This window comes from Pseudomonas kitaguniensis (genome assembly GCF_049199985.1).
In the GTDB taxonomy this organism is placed as follows: Bacteria; Pseudomonadota; Gammaproteobacteria; order Pseudomonadales; family Pseudomonadaceae; genus Aquipseudomonas; species Aquipseudomonas kitaguniensis.
The window spans coordinates 17,748-33,011 of record NZ_JBLZPT010000033.1 but is presented as its reverse complement, the minus strand read 5'-3'; the positions used below and the strand labels follow the sequence as shown (position 1 = coordinate 33,011).

The window sequence follows — 15,264 nt, the reverse complement described above, 5'->3', positions numbered from 1 at the left end:
CGTTGCCTCCAGTCCTGGAAAAAGCGGCCGATAAGCCCAGGGTCGACAGTAAAAAGACTGCCGACCCGCAGGGCTTGGACAGGATCGCAGCGCATGACAACCACACAAGCATTACCCGAACAGAGTGCCGACACCCCGGCCGAAAACGCCGAAGCCGTTGAGGCCCCAGCCCTGCCGTGGGCGGACGTGCACGCTGAACACTTCAAGCTGCTGCGCCTGGCACCACTGGCCACAGACCGCGCCACCGGCGTGCGACCGTTGCGGTTTGTGCAATTCGGTTATGCCGAGCGGCACGATAAACACCACAGCCTGTTGCGCATGATCATCCAGTTGCCGGGCCAGCGCGTGCGCCGCGAGCAGAACCACCTGGACATCTGGGTGGATCACGATGAACGCCGCGTGCATTTCGGTCCGGGTACCAGCCTGGAAATCGAACCGGCCAACCGGGGAATCGGCCGTTTCCTGGTAGCCCAAGCCGCCGCGTGGGCGAAAAAGAAGTGGTCGGACTACCGCGTCGACGGCGTGGACTTATCCAACAAGGACGCGCTGAACGAAGCGACCCGCCTGCGTCGCGACCACTTTCTGCGTATCCACGGTTTTGATGTGGCCTACGCCGATGTGCAGCACCTTAAGGGTAAAGTGCAGCCAGGCAGAGTCGGCGATGTGCTGGACAGTTGGAACACTGAGAAGGTGCAGTTCGTCGAGATTCTGGAAGCTGCGCAGATGCTGCAACAGGCCGAGCATAACCTGGCGGAGCACGAAGTAAAGCTGCGCAAGGAAGAGGAAAAAGTCACCAAATTCAAGCGCGAGGACACCGGCCTGCGCTTTACCATTACCTGTTTGGTGGCGTTTACCGTGTTTCAGGCGGGCTTGTTGATCTGGATTGCGACGCATCGGTAAGCGGCGATTGACCTTGGATCAAACGGGCTTTTGTGGGAGCGGGCTTGCTCGCGATTGCAGTGTGTCAGTTGAAAAATATCTACCTGACACACCGCTATCGCGAGCAAGCCCGCTCACACATTTGACCGCGCAAGCGGCGGTCAGACCCGAGCCGCAAACACCGCTTGATGCTCGCGGCATTGCTCGGCCGTCAACATAAACACCCCGTGCCCGCCACGCTGGAACTCCAGCCAGGCAAAGTCCACCTCCGGGTACAACGCCTCAACATGCACCTGGCTGTTGCCCACCTCAACAATCAACAAGCCTTTCTCGGTCAAATGCTCCGCGGCCTCGGCCAGCATGCGCCGCACCAGGTTCAAACCGTCATCGCCACAGGCCAGACCCAACTCCGGCTCGTGCTGATACTCATCCGGCATGTCGGCAAAGTCTTCGGCATCCACGTACGGCGGGTTCGACACAATCAAGTCAAAGCGCTGCCCCGGCAGGCCATCAAAACCATCGCCCTGCACCGTGTAAACGCGCTCGTCGACACCATGGCGCTCGATGTTCTGATTAGCCACCTCCAACGCCTCATAGGACAAGTCGCCCAGCACCACTTCGGCATTCTGGAACTCATAAGCACAGGCGATGCCGATGCAACCAGACCCTGTGCACAGGTCGAGGATGCGCGCTGGCGGCTGGGCCAGCCACGGTTGAAAACGCTGTTCGATCAGCTCGCCAATCGGTGAGCGCGGGATCAACACGCGTTCATCGACGATAAACGACATGCCGCAGAACCAGGCTTCCTTCAACAGGTAAGCGGTGGGCACGCGGTCGTGTATACGGCGATGCAACAAGCGCTGCACGTGGGAGATCTCTTCTTCTTCCAGGTTGCAATCCAGGTAGCTGTCGGCGATTTCCCACGGCAGGTGCAAGGCACCGAGCACCAATTGCCGGGCTTCGTCCCAGGCATTGTCGGTGCCATGCCCGAAAAACAGGTCTTCCCCATGGAAACGGCTGACAGCCCAACGGATGTGGTCGCGCAACGTGCGCAGGCGGGATGTGATCACGGGGCAAGCTCCTGGAAAAAACGACTGGCGATTCTATCAGCCTTCGTCTGCACCGACGACGTACGAAAGCCCTTCGCCGTGCGTCGGATTTCATCCAGTTTGCCATCGCCGGGGTAAACACGCTGCCTACTTGACAGGGCTGCACGTCAATAACGGCGTACCTTACGATGGTAGCGATTCACAGAACCGCTCAGCCAGTGGACAATGTCACAAAAGCCCCACTCACAGGAGCCCCAGAATGTCCGTTCCAAAGACGATGTTTCAACTCAGCGGTCGCGGTTACGCAGCAGCCAACCTGAACCACGCGACCCTCCTGATCATCGACGCCCAGAAGGAATACCTCAGCGGCCCACTCGCCCTTTCCGGCATGGACGCGGCGGTGGGCAACATCAAGCAACTGGTGGCCGCAGCGCGCAGCGCCGGGCGCCCGATTGTGCATGTGCGCCATTTGGGCACCGTCGGCGGTCTGTTCGACCCGCAGGGCGAGCGCGGCGAATTCATTGCAGGCCTTGAGCCGCTCGGCGACGAAACCATCATCGGCAAGTTGCTGCCCAGCGCCTTTCATGGCACCGGCCTGGAAAAACACCTGCAAGACCTCGGCTCGCTCGACCTGATCGTGTGTGGGTTCATGAGCCACTCCAGCGTCAGCACCACGGTGCGCGCGGCCAAGAACCTGGGCTTTCGCTGCACCTTGGTCGAAGACGCCTGCGCCACTCGCGACTTGCCCTGTAAAGACGGCGTGCTGAGTGCCGAGCACGTGCAACAGACCGAAATGGCCATAATGGCCGACAACTTCGCGACCCTCGCGTCGACCAAAGACCTTATCTGACCTGATCGCACTTCCGATGAGCGGCGCGGCGTGTTTATTACCCCGCTCATGCGCAAGGCCCGCTCATTTGGCGCATTTACCTCGGGCACTGGAACAACCTGTGTATCTTCCGGTCGAAGGGCCGATACCCTGGAGGAAAGGTCGGAATGAAGATATCCGATGGTGGATTTGATGCTCGTCGCTTGCGCCCCAAGGGCCCGAGCAACTGGCGTCTGCGCCTGGTGGCCGGCTTTGCCGCGCTGCTGGCAATGGTAGGTTTGCTGCTGGCGGGTGCTGGTGGCGCCGGTTTAGTGGGGCATTCACCGGCACTTGGCGAGCTGAATGCGAGCCCGGGCGGCTCGGCTCTGCTGTTGGTCATGGGCCTGCTGGTGGTGTGGCTGGGCGTGTGGTTGTGGCGTCGCAGCCGTCGGCGGATGCGCCAACCGTTGTCGCTGAACATCGCTTCGCACTTGATGAAAAAGCACGACTGATGGCGCTTGGATAGCGTTTCCTGCGCCCTGGCCGCCGCGATTAGGTAAACTGCCCGCCCTTCGCGGAGGCTGACATGCAAGACGACGATTTTTCCCTGTTCAAAAACGAGCTGCGCGGCGTCAAGCCGATCAAGCACGACCGTGCCGATACCGGCAAACCCAAGGCTGACCGGGCGCAGATCGCCAAGCTGCGCCAGGCCGCAACCGTGCGCACCGATGCCACCACCGTGGATGGTTTGTCGGACCAGTTCGTGATCGACGTCGGCCCCGAAGACGAGCTGATGTGGGCGCGTGACGGCGTGCAGGAAAGCCAGATGCGCAAGCTCAAGATCGGCCAGATCCCCTTCGAAGGCAGCCTCGACCTGCACGGCATGAACGTCGAAAAAGCCCGCGAAACCCTCTGGGCGTTTCTTGCCGAAGCGACTAAATTCGAAATCCGCTGCGTGCGCGTCACTCACGGCAAAGCCGTGCGGCTGGACGGCAAACGGCCGATGATCAAGAGCCACGTCAACACCTGGCTGCGCCAGCATGCCCAGGTACTCGGCTTTACCTCGTGCCAGGCGCGCCACGGTGGCGCGGGTGCGGTGTATGTGATGCTCAAGCGCACCATGCTGGAAGGCCGCGACGAGTAACAAGTGCCATCGTCAGGCTTGCAGCGATGTGCCCGCCACCGTAACCTTGCGCTTTGCGAACATCCCACAGGTAGTTTCATGTCCCTGGAACAGAATTACACCGACATTCTCGGCCAACTCGGCGAGGACGTTTCCCGCGAGGGCCTGCTCGACACGCCAAAACGTGCCGCCAAGGCAATGCAGTACCTTTGCCGCGGTTATGCACAGACCCTCGAAGAGGTCACCAATGGTGCCTTGTTCAGCTCTGACAACAGCGAAATGGTGCTGGTCAAGGACATCGAGTTGTACTCGTTGTGCGAACACCACCTGCTGCCGTTTATCGGCAAGGCTCACGTCGCGTATATCCCGAGCGGCAAAGTGCTGGGCCTGTCCAAGGTCGCGCGCATTGTCGACATGTATGCGCGCCGCCTGCAGATCCAGGAAAACCTCAGCCGCCAGATCGCCGATGCGGTGATGCAAGTCACCGGCGCGCTGGGCGTGGCCGTGGTGATTGAAGCCAAGCACATGTGCATGATGATGCGCGGTGTGGAAAAACAGAATTCGTCGATGATCACCTCGGTGATGCTCGGTGAGTTCCGCGAAAACGCGGCCACCCGCAGCGAATTCCTCAGCCTGATCAAGTAACCGGCTGGGTACAAAAAGACCGGCGTTCATCGCCGGTTTTTTTTCGCCTTCCGAAATCAGGTAAGCTGCGGCCCATTCTGTATCGGGCAAGAGGTTTCAGCCATGTTCGTCAAAGCACTTCGAGTAGGCCTCGGCCACGTCATCATCGCGGGCGACGCCCTTACCCGCCCACGCAAAAAGCAGCGCAGCGCCGAACAACAGGCGCAGGTCAACGCCGCCGCCGAGCACCTGACTTTGTATCAGTTCCACGCCTGCCCGTTCTGTGTGAAGACCCGTCGCACACTGCACCGCCTGAATGTGCCGGTGGCGTTGAAGGATGCGAAGAACAACGCACACGACCGTCAAACCCTGCTGGAGCAAGGTGGCAAGATCAAAGTGCCGTGCCTGCGTATCGAAGAGAATGGCCAGACCACCTGGATGTACGATTCCAAAGTGATCATTGATTACCTGGACAAGCGCTTCGCAGCGGTCTGACCGACCGATGCGAAGCCAACGCGGGAGGGAGCGTGCTCCCTTCCCACCGTTGACCGGGTGAATCAGCCCAGCATCGCCACGTGCTTGGGGTGGCTGGCCACGCGCGTCAACCACGCCTGCACGGCCGGGTACGGCGCCAGGTCAAAACCACCCTCGTGGGCCACGTGGGTGTAGGCGTACAGCGCTATATCGGCAATCGAATATTGCTCGCCCACCAGGTAGGGCGTGGCTTGCAATTGGCGCTCCATGACCTTCAAGGCCTTGTGCCCGCGCTTGTGGGTGGTGGTGTATTCCTCAAGGCGGTCTTGCGGCATGTTCAGGTAGAACTGGATAAACCGCGCCACTGCAATGTAGGGCTCATGGCTGTATTGCTCGAAAAACTGCCACTGCAATACTTGAGTGCGCAAGCGCGGCTCGGTCGGCAAGAACTCGCTGCCATCGGCGAGGAAGTTGAGGATCGCATTCGATTCCCACAGGCAGGTGCCGTCTTCCAACTCCAACACAGGGATTTTGCCGTTGGGGTTCTTGGCCAAAAATTCGGGGGTCTCGGTGCCACCCTTGAGGATGTCGACATCGATCCATTGATACGCGATGCCCAACAGGTTGAGCATCAACTTGACCTTGTAGCAATTGCCCGACTTGTAATCGCCGTAAACCTTGTACATGGGGCTCCCCTTATGCCGCTTGCGCGTGCTGTGCTTGACGGACCACTGCGGCCAGGCGCTTGAGACCTTCGTCCAACCGGGACGGGTCGATGTGACTGAAATTCAGCCGGAACGAGCCAAGGTGCTGGTCGGGCTCGGAAAAGAACGGTTCACCGGGCATAAATGCGACGTTCTGATCGAATGCTTGCGCCAACAAGGTGCGGGTGTCGAGCGGTTGTTTCAAGGTCAGCCAGAAGAATAATCCGCCCTGCGGCGTTTGCCAGTCGGCCAAGTCGCCGAAATGGCGCTGCAGGGCAGCCTGGAATGCATCGCGACGCTCGCGGTAAAAGCTGCGCAGTTGCGTCAGGTGTTGCTGGTATTTTTCGCTGCCGACCCACTGCATCGCTTGCCATTGGCCGACGCGGTTGGTGTGCAGGTCGGCAGACTGCTTGAGCTTGAGCAGGTGCGGGTACAGGTCCGGGCTGGCGATCAGGTAACCGACGCGCAGGCCGGGCAGCAAGGTTTTGGAGACGGTGCCGGTGTAGATCCAACTGGCCTTTTGCAGGCGCCCGGCGATGGGCTGCGCGCTGGCGCCGTCGAAGGTCAGCTCGCGGTAAGGTTCATCTTCGATCAAGGTCACGCCGAACTCATCCAGCAACGCGGCGACGGCTGCGCGCTTGGCCTCGCTGTAGCGCACGGCCGATGGGTTCTGGAAGGTCGGGATCAGGTAGATGAATGCCGGTTGATGGTGTTCGAGGCTGGCGCGCAAGGCCGCGAGGTTGGGGCCGTCGGCTTCCAGTTGCACGGTCAGGCAGTCGGCGCCGAACAGTTGGAATATCTGCAACGCGGCCAGGTAGGTCGGGCCCTCAAGCAGGATCTGCGTGCCTTTGTCGATATACAGTTTGGCCGCCAGGTCGAGTGTTTGCTGGGAACCGCTGACCACCAGCACCTGGCTGGCCTGGCACGGTACGCCAATGGCGCGCGCCTGCGCGGCGAGCAGTTCACGCAACTGCGGCTCGCCTTCGCTCATGCCGTATTGGCCGATGTTCAGCGGCATGTCGTCCCAGTTCAGCGCGGGCAGCATGGCTTCGGCGGGCAGGCCTCCGGCGAACGACATCACTTCCGGGCGCTGCGCCGCGGCGAGGATTTCACGGATCAAGGAGCTTTTGAGGCGCGTAACACGTTCAGAGAAGGCCATAAGGTCACCGGTGGCAAAGCGTGCAGGAAATACGTCAAACTGGTTGACCGAAATTACGACGACTTGAGTAGATACGTCAATATGCTTGACCTTAAAAACCAAAGCAGCCAACAGCAAGCCATGGAAGCCTTCTTCTTCGGTTACCAGGCGTTCACCGCCAAGGCCGATGAAATGCTTGAGCGCCGAGGCCTGAGCCGCGTGCACCAGCGCATCGTATTTTTTATCGCGCGCTACCCCGCATTGAGCGTGAAGCAACTGCTGGAATTACTCGGCGTGAGCAAGCAGGCGCTGAACATGCCATTGCGCCAATTGCAGGCAATGCACTGGGTGAACAGCGTGGCGTCCGAGACCGACAAACGTAAACGCCTGCTCGAATTGAGCGAAGAAGGCCGGCGTTTCGAGCAAGCGTTGCGCCGCGAACAGGTGAAGTTGTTGCAGCGCGCGTTCAGCGAAGCCGGGGCGGACGCGGTCGCGGGGTGGCTGGCAGTGAATCAGGCACTCGCTGGCTTGCCTTAGGCCGTGAGGCAAGCGGCCTTATTGTGGCTGGCTCGCCACAATAAACCACCTTCTGCGCACACAATCGAAAACACTATTTGCTTTATTTGTATACAAAAGCATAATCAACTTTGCGTGAGTTTCTGACCTATTAGTCAACAAAACCCGCCAGTACCTCAAAGCGCCGTTACCCACGCAAGTGACCGGCGCCGCCAATAACAATAAAACGCTTGAGGAGTATTCGCTGTGGATAGCCGCAAAACCGAAGCCCCTACGCTGGACCTCTCCACACCGCACAACGGTTGGCTGGAGCGTCTGTTCAAACTGCGCTTGCATGGCACCACCGTGAAGACCGAGCTGATCGCCGGCCTGACCACCTTCATCACCATGGCCTACATCATCTTCGTCAACCCGAACATCATGGCGGACGCAGGCATTGATCACGGCGCAGCGTTCGTTGCCACTTGCATCGCCGCCGCGCTCGGCTGCCTGTTGATGGGCCTGTACGCCAACTGGCCGGTGGGGCTGGCGCCGGGCATGGGCTTGAACGCGTTTTTCACCTACACCGTGGTCGGCACCCTGGGCTACCACTGGGAAACCGCGCTGGGTGCGGTGTTTATCTCGGGCGTGTTGTTCATGGGCCTCACGCTTTCAAGGGTGCGCGAATGGCTGCTCAACAGCATTCCGGTGAGCCTGCGCCATGCGATGGGTGCGGGCGTCGGCTTGTTTCTCGGGGTGATTGGCCTGAAAACCGCCGGCATCATCGTCGACAGCCCCGCCACGCTGATCAAGCTCGGCTCCTTGCACGAGCCCGCGCCGCTGTTGGCGGCAGTGTGCTTTTTGCTGATCGCGATTCTCAGCTATCACCGGGTATTCGGCGCGATCCTCATCAGCATCATCGCCGTAACGCTGGCCGGTTGGGGCTTGGGCCTGGTGCACTACAACGGCATTCTCTCCACGCCGCCGAGCTTGGCACCGACCTGGATGGCGATGGACATCAAGGGTGTATTCCATGTGAGTATGATCAGCGTGGTTTTCGCCTTCCTGTTTGTGCACATGTTCGACACCGCCGGTACGCTGATGGGCGTTGCACAGCGCGCCGGGCTAGTGAATGCCGATGGCAAGATTCATAACCTGTCGCGCGCCTTGAAGGCCGACAGCGCGTCCAGCGTATTCGGCGCCATGGTCGGTGTGCCACCGGTGACCAGCTACGTAGAAAGTGCCGCCGGTGTGGCCGCGGGTGGGCGCACCGGGCTGACGGCCGTCACCGTGGGCGTGTTGTTTGTGGCGGCGATGTTTTTTGCACCGCTGGCCGGCATGATCCCTGCTTACGCCACCGCCGGTGCGCTGATTTACGTGGCGATGCTGATGATGGCAAGCATGGCGCACATCAATTGGGATGAGGCCACCGACAGCATTCCGGCGATCGTGACGGCGATCATGATGCCGCTGACATTCTCGGTCGCCGACGGTATCGCCTTGGGCTTTATCACGTATGTGGCGCTCAAGGCAGGCACCGGCAAGTACCGCGAAATTTCCGTGAGTTTGTGGGTGCTGTGCGTGATATTTATCGCGAAGTTTGCGTTCCTGTAATGCGGTAGTTGAATTTTTGGGGCCGCTGCGCAGCCCAGCGCGCAAGCCCGCTCGCCACAGGTAAGGCGCGGCCCGATTGCTGTATTGGGTGAGGCTTTTGGACGATTGGAGGACTGTAAATGACCCTGGAAACCTGGCTGCTGTTCAGCGGCGCTGCACTGATTGTGATCCTGATTCCAGGCCCGCTGTCGCTGTTGATGATCAGCAATAGCCTGAATTACGGCCTGCGCCGTTCATACCCGGCGTTTTTGGGCGGGGTATTTGCCTCGATCTGCTTGCTCAGCGCGTCGGCCTTGGGCTTGGGTGCGCTGTTGCTGGCGTCGGAGCAACTGTTCAGCGCCTTGAAGATTGTCGGCGCGCTGTACCTGTTCTACCTTGCCTGGCAGAGCTGGCAGCAATCGCGCCTGCCGTCCCAGGCGGCCGCCGTGCCGAACGCGCTGCCGGCGCCGCGCTTTGCTGCGCTGTTCGGCCGAGCCTTTGTGCTGGGCGCGAGCAACCCCAAAGACATTCTGTTTTTCGCAGCTTTCCTGCCGCAGTTTCTGAACAGCCAGCACGCGTTTGTGCCGCAACTGCTGAGCATGATCGCCACGTGGGCGGTGCTCGACCTGTTGTGCAAGCTGGCCTACGGTTTGGGCGCGCATGGCGCCGCGCGCTATCTGCGCAGCGGCGCAGGCCAAAGCTGGTTCAACCGCGTGAGTGCGGCACTCTTCAGTTGCGCCGGCATTGCCTCGCTGATCAAGGTTCGAGCGGGTGCGCTTTAACCACGCCAGAACCTTGCGCCGCGCATAAAAAAGCCCGCTGTGTGAGCGGGCCAAGCTAACCAGGCGCCGAGATCAGCTACCGCGATAGGTGGAGTAGCTGTAAGGCGAAAGCAGCAACGGTACGTGGTAGTGGTCCTGTTCGGCGCTGATGCCGAAGCGCAGTACCACCACGTCAAGAAACGCCGGTTCCGGCAATTGCACGCCACGCGCGCGGTAGTAATCGCCAGCGCTGAAGTGCAGTTGGTACACGCCGCTGCGGTAGTCGTCGCCTTGCAACAAGGGCGCGTCGCAGCGCCCGTCATTGTTGGTCACGGCGCTCGCCACCTGCACCAGTTGCGTGCCTTCGACGCGGTACAGCTCAACCTTGATTGCGCTGCCGGGGCACCCGTGCGCGGCGTCCAAAACGTGTGTGGTCAAACGTCCCATGGCGTCTATGCGCCTCCATAAGTCAGTAGAAGGTAAATTCGCCCCGTTTCAGGGCGTCGAAAAAGCCGACGGTGGCCGATTAAGACACTTTTCAAAAAAATTGTACACAATAAAAATCACAGCGCCGCCGATCCTATTGGCCGCGTTAGCCTGACGGGCAGTTCATGGGTAATCCTTGCTTTCAAACAACCTTTTGTCCTTTAGCTGACCAGTTAGGCAAGTTTCTTGCTTGAGCCTGTACGTCGATCACTGCGGAAAAAATGCAAAAAACCAGGCTTACAAAATTTGCCATAAGTTGTATACAATCAATCATCGCAGTGACTCCACCCTGTTATTTCACTGCTCGGCCGCCACCCCAATGATCACGAACAAGAAGGAAGACTGCAGTGAGCGCTGACTACCCACGCGACCTGATCGGTTACGGCAGTAACCCTCCTCACCCCCACTGGCCGGGCAAGGCACGCATCGCGTTGTCGTTCGTACTCAACTACGAAGAAGGCGGCGAGCGCAACATTTTGCACGGCGATAAAGAGTCCGAAGCGTTTCTCTCGGAGATGGTCTCGGCCCAGCCGCTGCAAGGCGAACGCAACATGAGCATGGAGTCGCTGTACGAATACGGCAGCCGTGCCGGTGTATGGCGCATCCTCAAGTTGTTCAAGGCATTCGATATTCCGCTGACGATTTTCGCCGTGGCCATGGCCGCCCAACGCCACCCGGATGTTATCCGCGCAATGGTCGACGCCGGCCACGAGATCTGCAGTCACGGCTACCGCTGGATCGACTACCAGTACATGGACGAAGCCCAGGAGCGCGAGCACATGCTCGAAGCCATCCGCATCCTCACCGAGTTGACCGGCGAGCGCCCATTGGGCTGGTACACCGGGCGCACCGGCCCCAACACGCGGCGGCTGGTGATGGAAGAAGGCGGCTTTCTGTACGACTGCGATACCTACGACGACGACCTGCCCTACTGGGAACCGAATAACCCGACCGGCAAGCCGCACTTGGTAATCCCTTACACGCTGGACACCAACGACATGCGCTTTACTCAGGTGCAGGGTTTCAACAAGGGCGACGACTTTTTCGACTACCTTAAAGACGCGTTTGATGTGCTCTACGCCGAAGGCGCCGAGGCACCGAAGATGCTGTCTATCGGCCTGCATTGCCGCCTGATCGGCCGCCCTGCACGCCTCGCCGCCTTGAAGCGCTTTATCGAATACGCAAAGGGCCATGAACAGGTGTGGTTCACTCGCCGTGTCGACATTGCCCGCCACTGGCACCACACCCACCCGTACACGGGAGCGGCCCAATGAGCGCCTTTCAAACACTGAAACCCTCGACCTTGAGCCGCGACGAATTTGTCGCAGCGTTTGCTGACATCTACGAACATTCGCCATGGGTGGCCGAACAGGCCTTCGACCTCGGCCAGGACCCTTCGATCGATCAGATCGAAACCCTGCACCAGCGCATGAGCGACATCCTGCTCGGCGCCGATCGCACCCGGCAACTGGCGCTGATCAATGCTCACCCGGACCTGGCCGGCAAAGCGGCCGTCCAGGGCCAACTGACCCAAGCCAGCACTGCTGAGCAAGCTGGCGCGGGGATTCACCAATGCTCAAGCGAGGAGTTCTCGCGCTTCACCGAGCTGAATGATGCCTACAAGGCCAGGTTCAAGTTTCCCTTCATCATGGCGGTAAAAGGCAGCAACCGGCATCAGATCCTCGCCGCGTTCGAAACGCGCATCCATAACCCGGCAGACGTCGAGTTCAACTGCGCACTGGCCGAGATCAACAAGATCGCGCTGCTGCGCTTACTGGCCCTCTAAACCACCGTCCCCAGCCACTTTACTCAAGGCAGACAAGAAGAATGAAAGCTTACGCCGCACCTTTCGAGAAGTTCGTCAACCTGGCCGACGCCCGTTTGGGCACCAAGATTGTTTCGGTGACCGATGACTGGTTCGCTGACGCCAACCGCCTGTTTCAGCCGACCCCGGCCGTGTGGAAGGAGGGCGTTTTCGACGATAACGGCAAGTGGATGGACGGCTGGGAGTCGCGCCGCAAGCGTTTTGAAGGCTACGACAGCGCGGTGATTCGCCTCGGCGTACCCGGCTCGATCAAGGGCGTGGACATCGACACTTCATTCTTCACCGGCAACTACCCGCCGTCGGCCTCGCTGGAAGCCTGCTTCCTGGCGTCGGGCGAGCCGGATGAAAACACCCCGTGGGTGGAAGTGCTGTCGGCCGTCGAGCTGCAAGGCAACAGCCACCACTACCACGAGATCAGCAACGGCGAGGCGTTCAGCCACTTGCGCTTCAACATCTACCCGGATGGCGGCGTGGCCCGTCTGCGGGTGTACGGCATTCCGTTCCGCGACTGGTCGCAGGTGGGTGACAACGAACAGGTCGACCTGGCGTCGGCGCTGAACGGCGGCCGCGCACTGGCGTGCTCCGATGAACACTTCGGGCGCATGAGCAACATCCTCAACCCCGGCCGTGGCGTGAACATGGGCGATGGCTGGGAAACCGCGCGTCGTCGCACGCCAGGCAATGACTGGGTGATCGTCGCGCTGGGCCACCCCGGCGAGATCGAGAAAATCATCGTCGACACCCTGCACTTCAAGGGCAACTACCCGGACACGTGTTCGATCCAGGGCGCCTTTGTGAAGGGCGGCACCGACAGCCAGATCGAAACCCAATCGCTGTTCTGGCGCGAATTGCTGCCGGCGCAAAAGCTCGAAATGCACGCTGAGCACTCGTTCGCCGAGCAAATCAAAGCGCTCGGCCCGATCACCCACATCCGCCTCAACGTGTTCCCGGATGGCGGTGTAAGTCGCTTGCGAGTGCTTGGCAAGGTTTCGAAATAAGCGGTGAAGCCATTCGCGAGCAAGCCCGCTCCCACATTTTGAATTGTGAATACCTTCAAATGTGGGAGCGGGCTTGCTCGCGATGACGCCAGATCAAACAACACAGCACTCAGACAAGAAGACAAGAAGACAGCCATGCGCACACTGATGATCGAACCCCTGAGCAAAGAAGCCTTCGCGCCGTTCGGAGACGTTATCGAAACCGATGGCAGCGATCACTTCATGATCAACAACGGGTCGACCATGCGCTTTCACAAGCTGGCGACAGTCGAAACCGCCCAGCCTGAAGACCACGCCATCATCAGCATCTTTCGCGCCGACGCGCTGCAGATGCCACTGACCGTGGGCATGCTGGAAAGACACCCGCTGGGCAGCCAGGCGTTTATTCCGCTGCTCGGCAACCCCTTTCTGATCGTGGTCGCGCCACTTGGCGATGCACCTGTATCGGGCTTGGTCCGCGCCTTCGTCACCAACGGCAGGCAGGGCATTAATTACCATCGCGGCGTTTGGCACCACCCGGTGCTGACGATCGAAAAGCGGGATGACTTCCTGGTGGTTGATCGCAGTGGCACCGGCAATAACTGCGATGAGCATTTTTTCCAAGAGGATGAGCGATTGATCCTCGCCCCCCACCAATAAGAGAAGGCCGGATCACCCGACAACAAGGGTGACAGGCGAGAGGTAAAGACTGTGGAAGCACATCTGTTGGAATGGCTGAACCTTAGCGTGCGCTGGGTTCACATGATCACTGGCGTCGCGTGGATCGGCGCTTCCTTCTATTTTGTCTGGCTGGAAAACAACCTCAATCGCGTCAACCCCAAAGACGGCCTGGCCGGTGATTTGTGGGCGATCCACGGTGGCGGTATCTACCACCTGGAAAAATACAAACTGGCCCCACCGACCATGCCGGACAACCTGCACTGGTTCAAATGGGAAGCCTATTTCACCTGGATGTCGGGCGTCGCGCTGCTGTGCGTGGTGTTCTACCTCAACCCGACGCTGTACCTGCTCGCCCCCGGCAGCAGCCTCAGCGGCACCGAAGGCGTATTGCTGGGCATTGGCTCACTGTTCGCCGGTTGGTTCATCTACTCGTTCCTGTGCGACTCGGCGCTGGGCAAGCGCCCTGCCCTGCTTGGTCTGATCCTGTTTGTGCTGTTGATTGCAGCCGCGTACGGCTTCAGCAAAGTCTTCAGTGGCCGCGGCGCTTACCTGCACGTGGGCGCAGTCATCGGCACCATCATGGTGGGTAACGTGTTCCGCATCATCATGCCCGCCCAGCGCGCGCTGGTGGCCGCAATCGCGGAGCAGCGCACGCCGGACCCGTCATTGCCGGCCAAGGGTTTGCTGCGTTCGCGGCACAACAACTACTTCACCTTGCCGGTGCTGTTCATCATGATCAGCAACCACTTCCCTAGCACTTACGGCAGCCAATACAACTGGCTGATCCTGGCAGGCATCGCCGTCGCCGCCGTGTTGGTGCGCCACTACTTCAACACCCGGCATAACAGCCAGAAGTATGCGTGGACGCTGCCAGTGGGCGCCTTGGCAATGATTTGCCTGGCGTATGTCACCGGGCCCAAGCCAGTTGCAGAAGTCGCAAAGGCGCCTGCCGCCATCGAGTACCAACCTCTGCCGGAAACCGCGTTGGGTGGCGGCTTGAAACCGGCCGTACCGGCCGCGCCCGCAGCACCGGCTGCCGCACCTGCGCCTGCACAGGCGACGATTGATTTCGACAAGGTGCATGGCGTGATCCAGGAACGCTGCGCCGTGTGCCACTCGGCCAAGCCCACCAGCCCGCTGTTCAGCACCGCACCGGCAGGCGTGATGTTCGACACCCCGACGCAAATCCAGCAGCAGGCGGCGCGCATTCAAGCGCAGGCCGTGGCCAGCCAGATCATGCCGCTGGGCAATATCACTCAGATGACCCAGCAGGAACGGGAGTTGATCGGCACCTGGATCAACCAAGGCGCCCACACCCACTGAGATTGATCGTTCCCATGCCGAGTGGGAACGATCGATTGCTGCCGCGCCCCATTTTTGCCCCACACGCGCACTAACAACGCACTTGAGCCAAGGCCTGGGAGCCAGTATTCTCCGCGCCCGCTCGAATCGACTCTAAAACAAACAGCGACTGTAAAAGCTGACTGCAGGGCCAATTAATCCTGGCCCAATGCCTGCGGCCAACGTGTACAAAAAACCCTCTGGACTCAACTGCATCAAGTGCAGGCGAAGAGGTTTTTTCGGCTTTTTGAACACCTTGGCGCAGCGCTTGCTAAAAGCATCAAAGCTGACCAATCAGACGATTTT

At 60.0% G+C, this 15,264-nt stretch carries 18 protein-coding genes; 14 read left to right on the top strand and 4 right to left on the bottom strand.

Annotation, left to right across the window (positions count from 1 at the left end; genetic code table 11):
- The first annotated feature begins 93 nt into the window (after nucleotides 1–93).
- Nucleotides 94–900, top strand: a complete 807-nt coding sequence (locus tag ACOZK9_RS25455) for a hypothetical protein (RefSeq protein ID WP_421556839.1) — start codon at nucleotides 94–96, stop codon at nucleotides 898–900.
- 140 nt (nucleotides 901–1,040) lie between these two features.
- Here the strand turns inward: ACOZK9_RS25455 and prmB are convergent, their stop codons facing one another.
- Entirely contained in the window at nucleotides 1,041–1,949 is a 909-nt protein-coding gene (gene prmB / locus ACOZK9_RS25450) for a 50S ribosomal protein L3 N(5)-glutamine methyltransferase (RefSeq protein WP_058414209.1), read from the bottom strand.
- Between the two features lie 238 nt (nucleotides 1,950–2,187).
- Here prmB and ACOZK9_RS25445 point away from each other — a divergent pair, with 238 nt between their 5' ends.
- The 5 genes from ACOZK9_RS25445 (at nucleotide 2,188) to ACOZK9_RS25425 (ending at nucleotide 4,978) form a co-directional block, all read left to right on the top strand.
- Nucleotides 2,188–2,778: a cysteine hydrolase family protein gene (locus tag ACOZK9_RS25445; RefSeq protein WP_122249553.1), complete on the top strand. Its 591-nt coding sequence runs from the start codon at nucleotides 2,188–2,190 to the stop codon at nucleotides 2,776–2,778.
- Between the two features lie 146 nt (nucleotides 2,779–2,924).
- Complete coding sequence (locus ACOZK9_RS25440) at nucleotides 2,925–3,248, top strand: hypothetical protein (RefSeq protein ID WP_058414211.1); 324 nt, start codon at nucleotides 2,925–2,927, stop codon at nucleotides 3,246–3,248.
- A gap of 74 nt (nucleotides 3,249–3,322) precedes the next feature.
- A complete protein-coding gene (locus ACOZK9_RS25435) occupies nucleotides 3,323–3,880 on the top strand; it encodes a Smr/MutS family protein (RefSeq protein WP_058414212.1) in 558 nt (185 codons plus the stop codon).
- Between the two features lie 78 nt (nucleotides 3,881–3,958).
- Nucleotides 3,959–4,504 (top strand): GTP cyclohydrolase I FolE, encoded by a 546-nt coding sequence (gene folE, locus ACOZK9_RS25430; protein ID WP_058414213.1) that lies wholly within the window; start codon nucleotides 3,959–3,961, stop codon nucleotides 4,502–4,504.
- Between the two features lie 102 nt (nucleotides 4,505–4,606).
- Nucleotides 4,607–4,978, top strand: coding sequence for a glutathione S-transferase N-terminal domain-containing protein (locus ACOZK9_RS25425; RefSeq protein WP_058414214.1), 372 nt, complete (start codon nucleotides 4,607–4,609; stop codon nucleotides 4,976–4,978).
- A 62-nt stretch (nucleotides 4,979–5,040) separates the two neighbouring features.
- On the opposite strand, the gene ACOZK9_RS25420 is transcribed toward ACOZK9_RS25425, so the two are convergent.
- Entirely contained in the window at nucleotides 5,041–5,643 is a 603-nt protein-coding gene (locus ACOZK9_RS25420) for a glutathione S-transferase family protein (RefSeq protein ID WP_122249555.1), read from the bottom strand.
- 10 nt (nucleotides 5,644–5,653) lie between these two features.
- Nucleotides 5,654–6,820: an aminotransferase-like domain-containing protein gene (locus ACOZK9_RS25415; protein WP_421556838.1), complete on the bottom strand. Its 1,167-nt coding sequence runs from the start codon at nucleotides 6,818–6,820 to the stop codon at nucleotides 5,654–5,656.
- A gap of 81 nt (nucleotides 6,821–6,901) precedes the next feature.
- Here ACOZK9_RS25415 and ACOZK9_RS25410 point away from each other — a divergent pair, with 81 nt between their 5' ends.
- From ACOZK9_RS25410 to ACOZK9_RS25400, 3 genes are all read left to right on the top strand, one after another.
- Complete coding sequence (locus ACOZK9_RS25410; protein WP_058414217.1) at nucleotides 6,902–7,336, top strand: MarR family winged helix-turn-helix transcriptional regulator; 435 nt, start codon at nucleotides 6,902–6,904, stop codon at nucleotides 7,334–7,336.
- 225 nt (nucleotides 7,337–7,561) lie between these two features.
- Nucleotides 7,562–8,908, top strand: a complete 1,347-nt coding sequence (locus tag ACOZK9_RS25405; RefSeq protein WP_421556837.1) for an NCS2 family permease — start codon at nucleotides 7,562–7,564, stop codon at nucleotides 8,906–8,908.
- Between the two features lie 119 nt (nucleotides 8,909–9,027).
- Nucleotides 9,028–9,669: a LysE family translocator gene (locus ACOZK9_RS25400; protein WP_058414219.1), complete on the top strand. Its 642-nt coding sequence runs from the start codon at nucleotides 9,028–9,030 to the stop codon at nucleotides 9,667–9,669.
- Nucleotides 9,670–9,741: 72 nt separating this feature from the next.
- Here the strand turns inward: ACOZK9_RS25400 and uraH are convergent, their stop codons facing one another.
- Nucleotides 9,742–10,095, bottom strand: a complete 354-nt coding sequence (gene uraH / locus ACOZK9_RS25395; protein WP_152750733.1) for a hydroxyisourate hydrolase — start codon at nucleotides 10,093–10,095, stop codon at nucleotides 9,742–9,744.
- 386 nt (nucleotides 10,096–10,481) lie between these two features.
- Between uraH and puuE the strand changes: the two genes are divergently transcribed.
- The 5 genes from puuE to ACOZK9_RS25370 all read left to right on the top strand — a co-directional run bounded on the left by puuE (nucleotide 10,482) and on the right by ACOZK9_RS25370 (nucleotide 14,940).
- Nucleotides 10,482–11,408, top strand: coding sequence for an allantoinase PuuE (gene puuE, locus ACOZK9_RS25390; RefSeq protein ID WP_421556836.1), 927 nt, complete (start codon nucleotides 10,482–10,484; stop codon nucleotides 11,406–11,408).
- Nucleotides 11,405–11,920 carry a 2-oxo-4-hydroxy-4-carboxy-5-ureidoimidazoline decarboxylase gene (gene uraD / locus ACOZK9_RS25385; RefSeq protein WP_058414222.1) on the top strand — a complete coding sequence of 172 codons (516 nt, stop codon included), beginning with the start codon at nucleotides 11,405–11,407 and terminating at the stop codon, nucleotides 11,918–11,920. Before puuE ends, uraD begins: the two co-directional genes overlap by 4 nt.
- 41 nt (nucleotides 11,921–11,961) lie before the next feature.
- Entirely contained in the window at nucleotides 11,962–12,957 is a 996-nt protein-coding gene (gene alc / locus ACOZK9_RS25380) for an allantoicase (protein WP_152750731.1), read from the top strand.
- Between the two features lie 135 nt (nucleotides 12,958–13,092).
- On the top strand, nucleotides 13,093–13,596 hold the full coding sequence (locus tag ACOZK9_RS25375; protein ID WP_058414224.1) for an ureidoglycolate lyase: 504 nt from the start codon (nucleotides 13,093–13,095) through the stop codon (nucleotides 13,594–13,596).
- A gap of 51 nt (nucleotides 13,597–13,647) precedes the next feature.
- On the top strand, nucleotides 13,648–14,940 hold the full coding sequence (locus ACOZK9_RS25370) for a urate hydroxylase PuuD (RefSeq protein WP_122249560.1): 1,293 nt from the start codon (nucleotides 13,648–13,650) through the stop codon (nucleotides 14,938–14,940).
- The last annotated feature ends 324 nt before the right edge of the window (nucleotides 14,941–15,264 follow it).

Coding starts and splice junctions, on each gene's coding strand:
- ACOZK9_RS25455 (WP_421556839.1), top strand. CDS start 94: ATGACAACCACACAAGCATTACCCGAACAGAGTGCCGACACCCCGGCC.
- ACOZK9_RS25445 (WP_122249553.1), top strand. CDS start 2,188: ATGTCCGTTCCAAAGACGATGTTTCAACTCAGCGGTCGCGGTTACGCA.
- ACOZK9_RS25440 (WP_058414211.1), top strand. CDS start 2,925: ATGAAGATATCCGATGGTGGATTTGATGCTCGTCGCTTGCGCCCCAAG.
- ACOZK9_RS25435 (WP_058414212.1), top strand. CDS start 3,323: ATGCAAGACGACGATTTTTCCCTGTTCAAAAACGAGCTGCGCGGCGTC.
- folE (WP_058414213.1), top strand. CDS start 3,959: ATGTCCCTGGAACAGAATTACACCGACATTCTCGGCCAACTCGGCGAG.
- ACOZK9_RS25425 (WP_058414214.1), top strand. CDS start 4,607: ATGTTCGTCAAAGCACTTCGAGTAGGCCTCGGCCACGTCATCATCGCG.
- ACOZK9_RS25420 (WP_122249555.1), bottom strand. CDS start 5,643: ATGTACAAGGTTTACGGCGATTACAAGTCGGGCAATTGCTACAAGGTC.
- ACOZK9_RS25415 (WP_421556838.1), bottom strand. CDS start 6,820: ATGGCCTTCTCTGAACGTGTTACGCGCCTCAAAAGCTCCTTGATCCGT.
- ACOZK9_RS25410 (WP_058414217.1), top strand. CDS start 6,902: ATGCTTGACCTTAAAAACCAAAGCAGCCAACAGCAAGCCATGGAAGCC.
- ACOZK9_RS25400 (WP_058414219.1), top strand. CDS start 9,028: ATGACCCTGGAAACCTGGCTGCTGTTCAGCGGCGCTGCACTGATTGTG.
- uraH (WP_152750733.1), bottom strand. CDS start 10,095: ATGGGACGTTTGACCACACACGTTTTGGACGCCGCGCACGGGTGCCCC.
- uraD (WP_058414222.1), top strand. CDS start 11,405: ATGAGCGCCTTTCAAACACTGAAACCCTCGACCTTGAGCCGCGACGAA.
- alc (WP_152750731.1), top strand. CDS start 11,962: ATGAAAGCTTACGCCGCACCTTTCGAGAAGTTCGTCAACCTGGCCGAC.
- ACOZK9_RS25375 (WP_058414224.1), top strand. CDS start 13,093: ATGCGCACACTGATGATCGAACCCCTGAGCAAAGAAGCCTTCGCGCCG.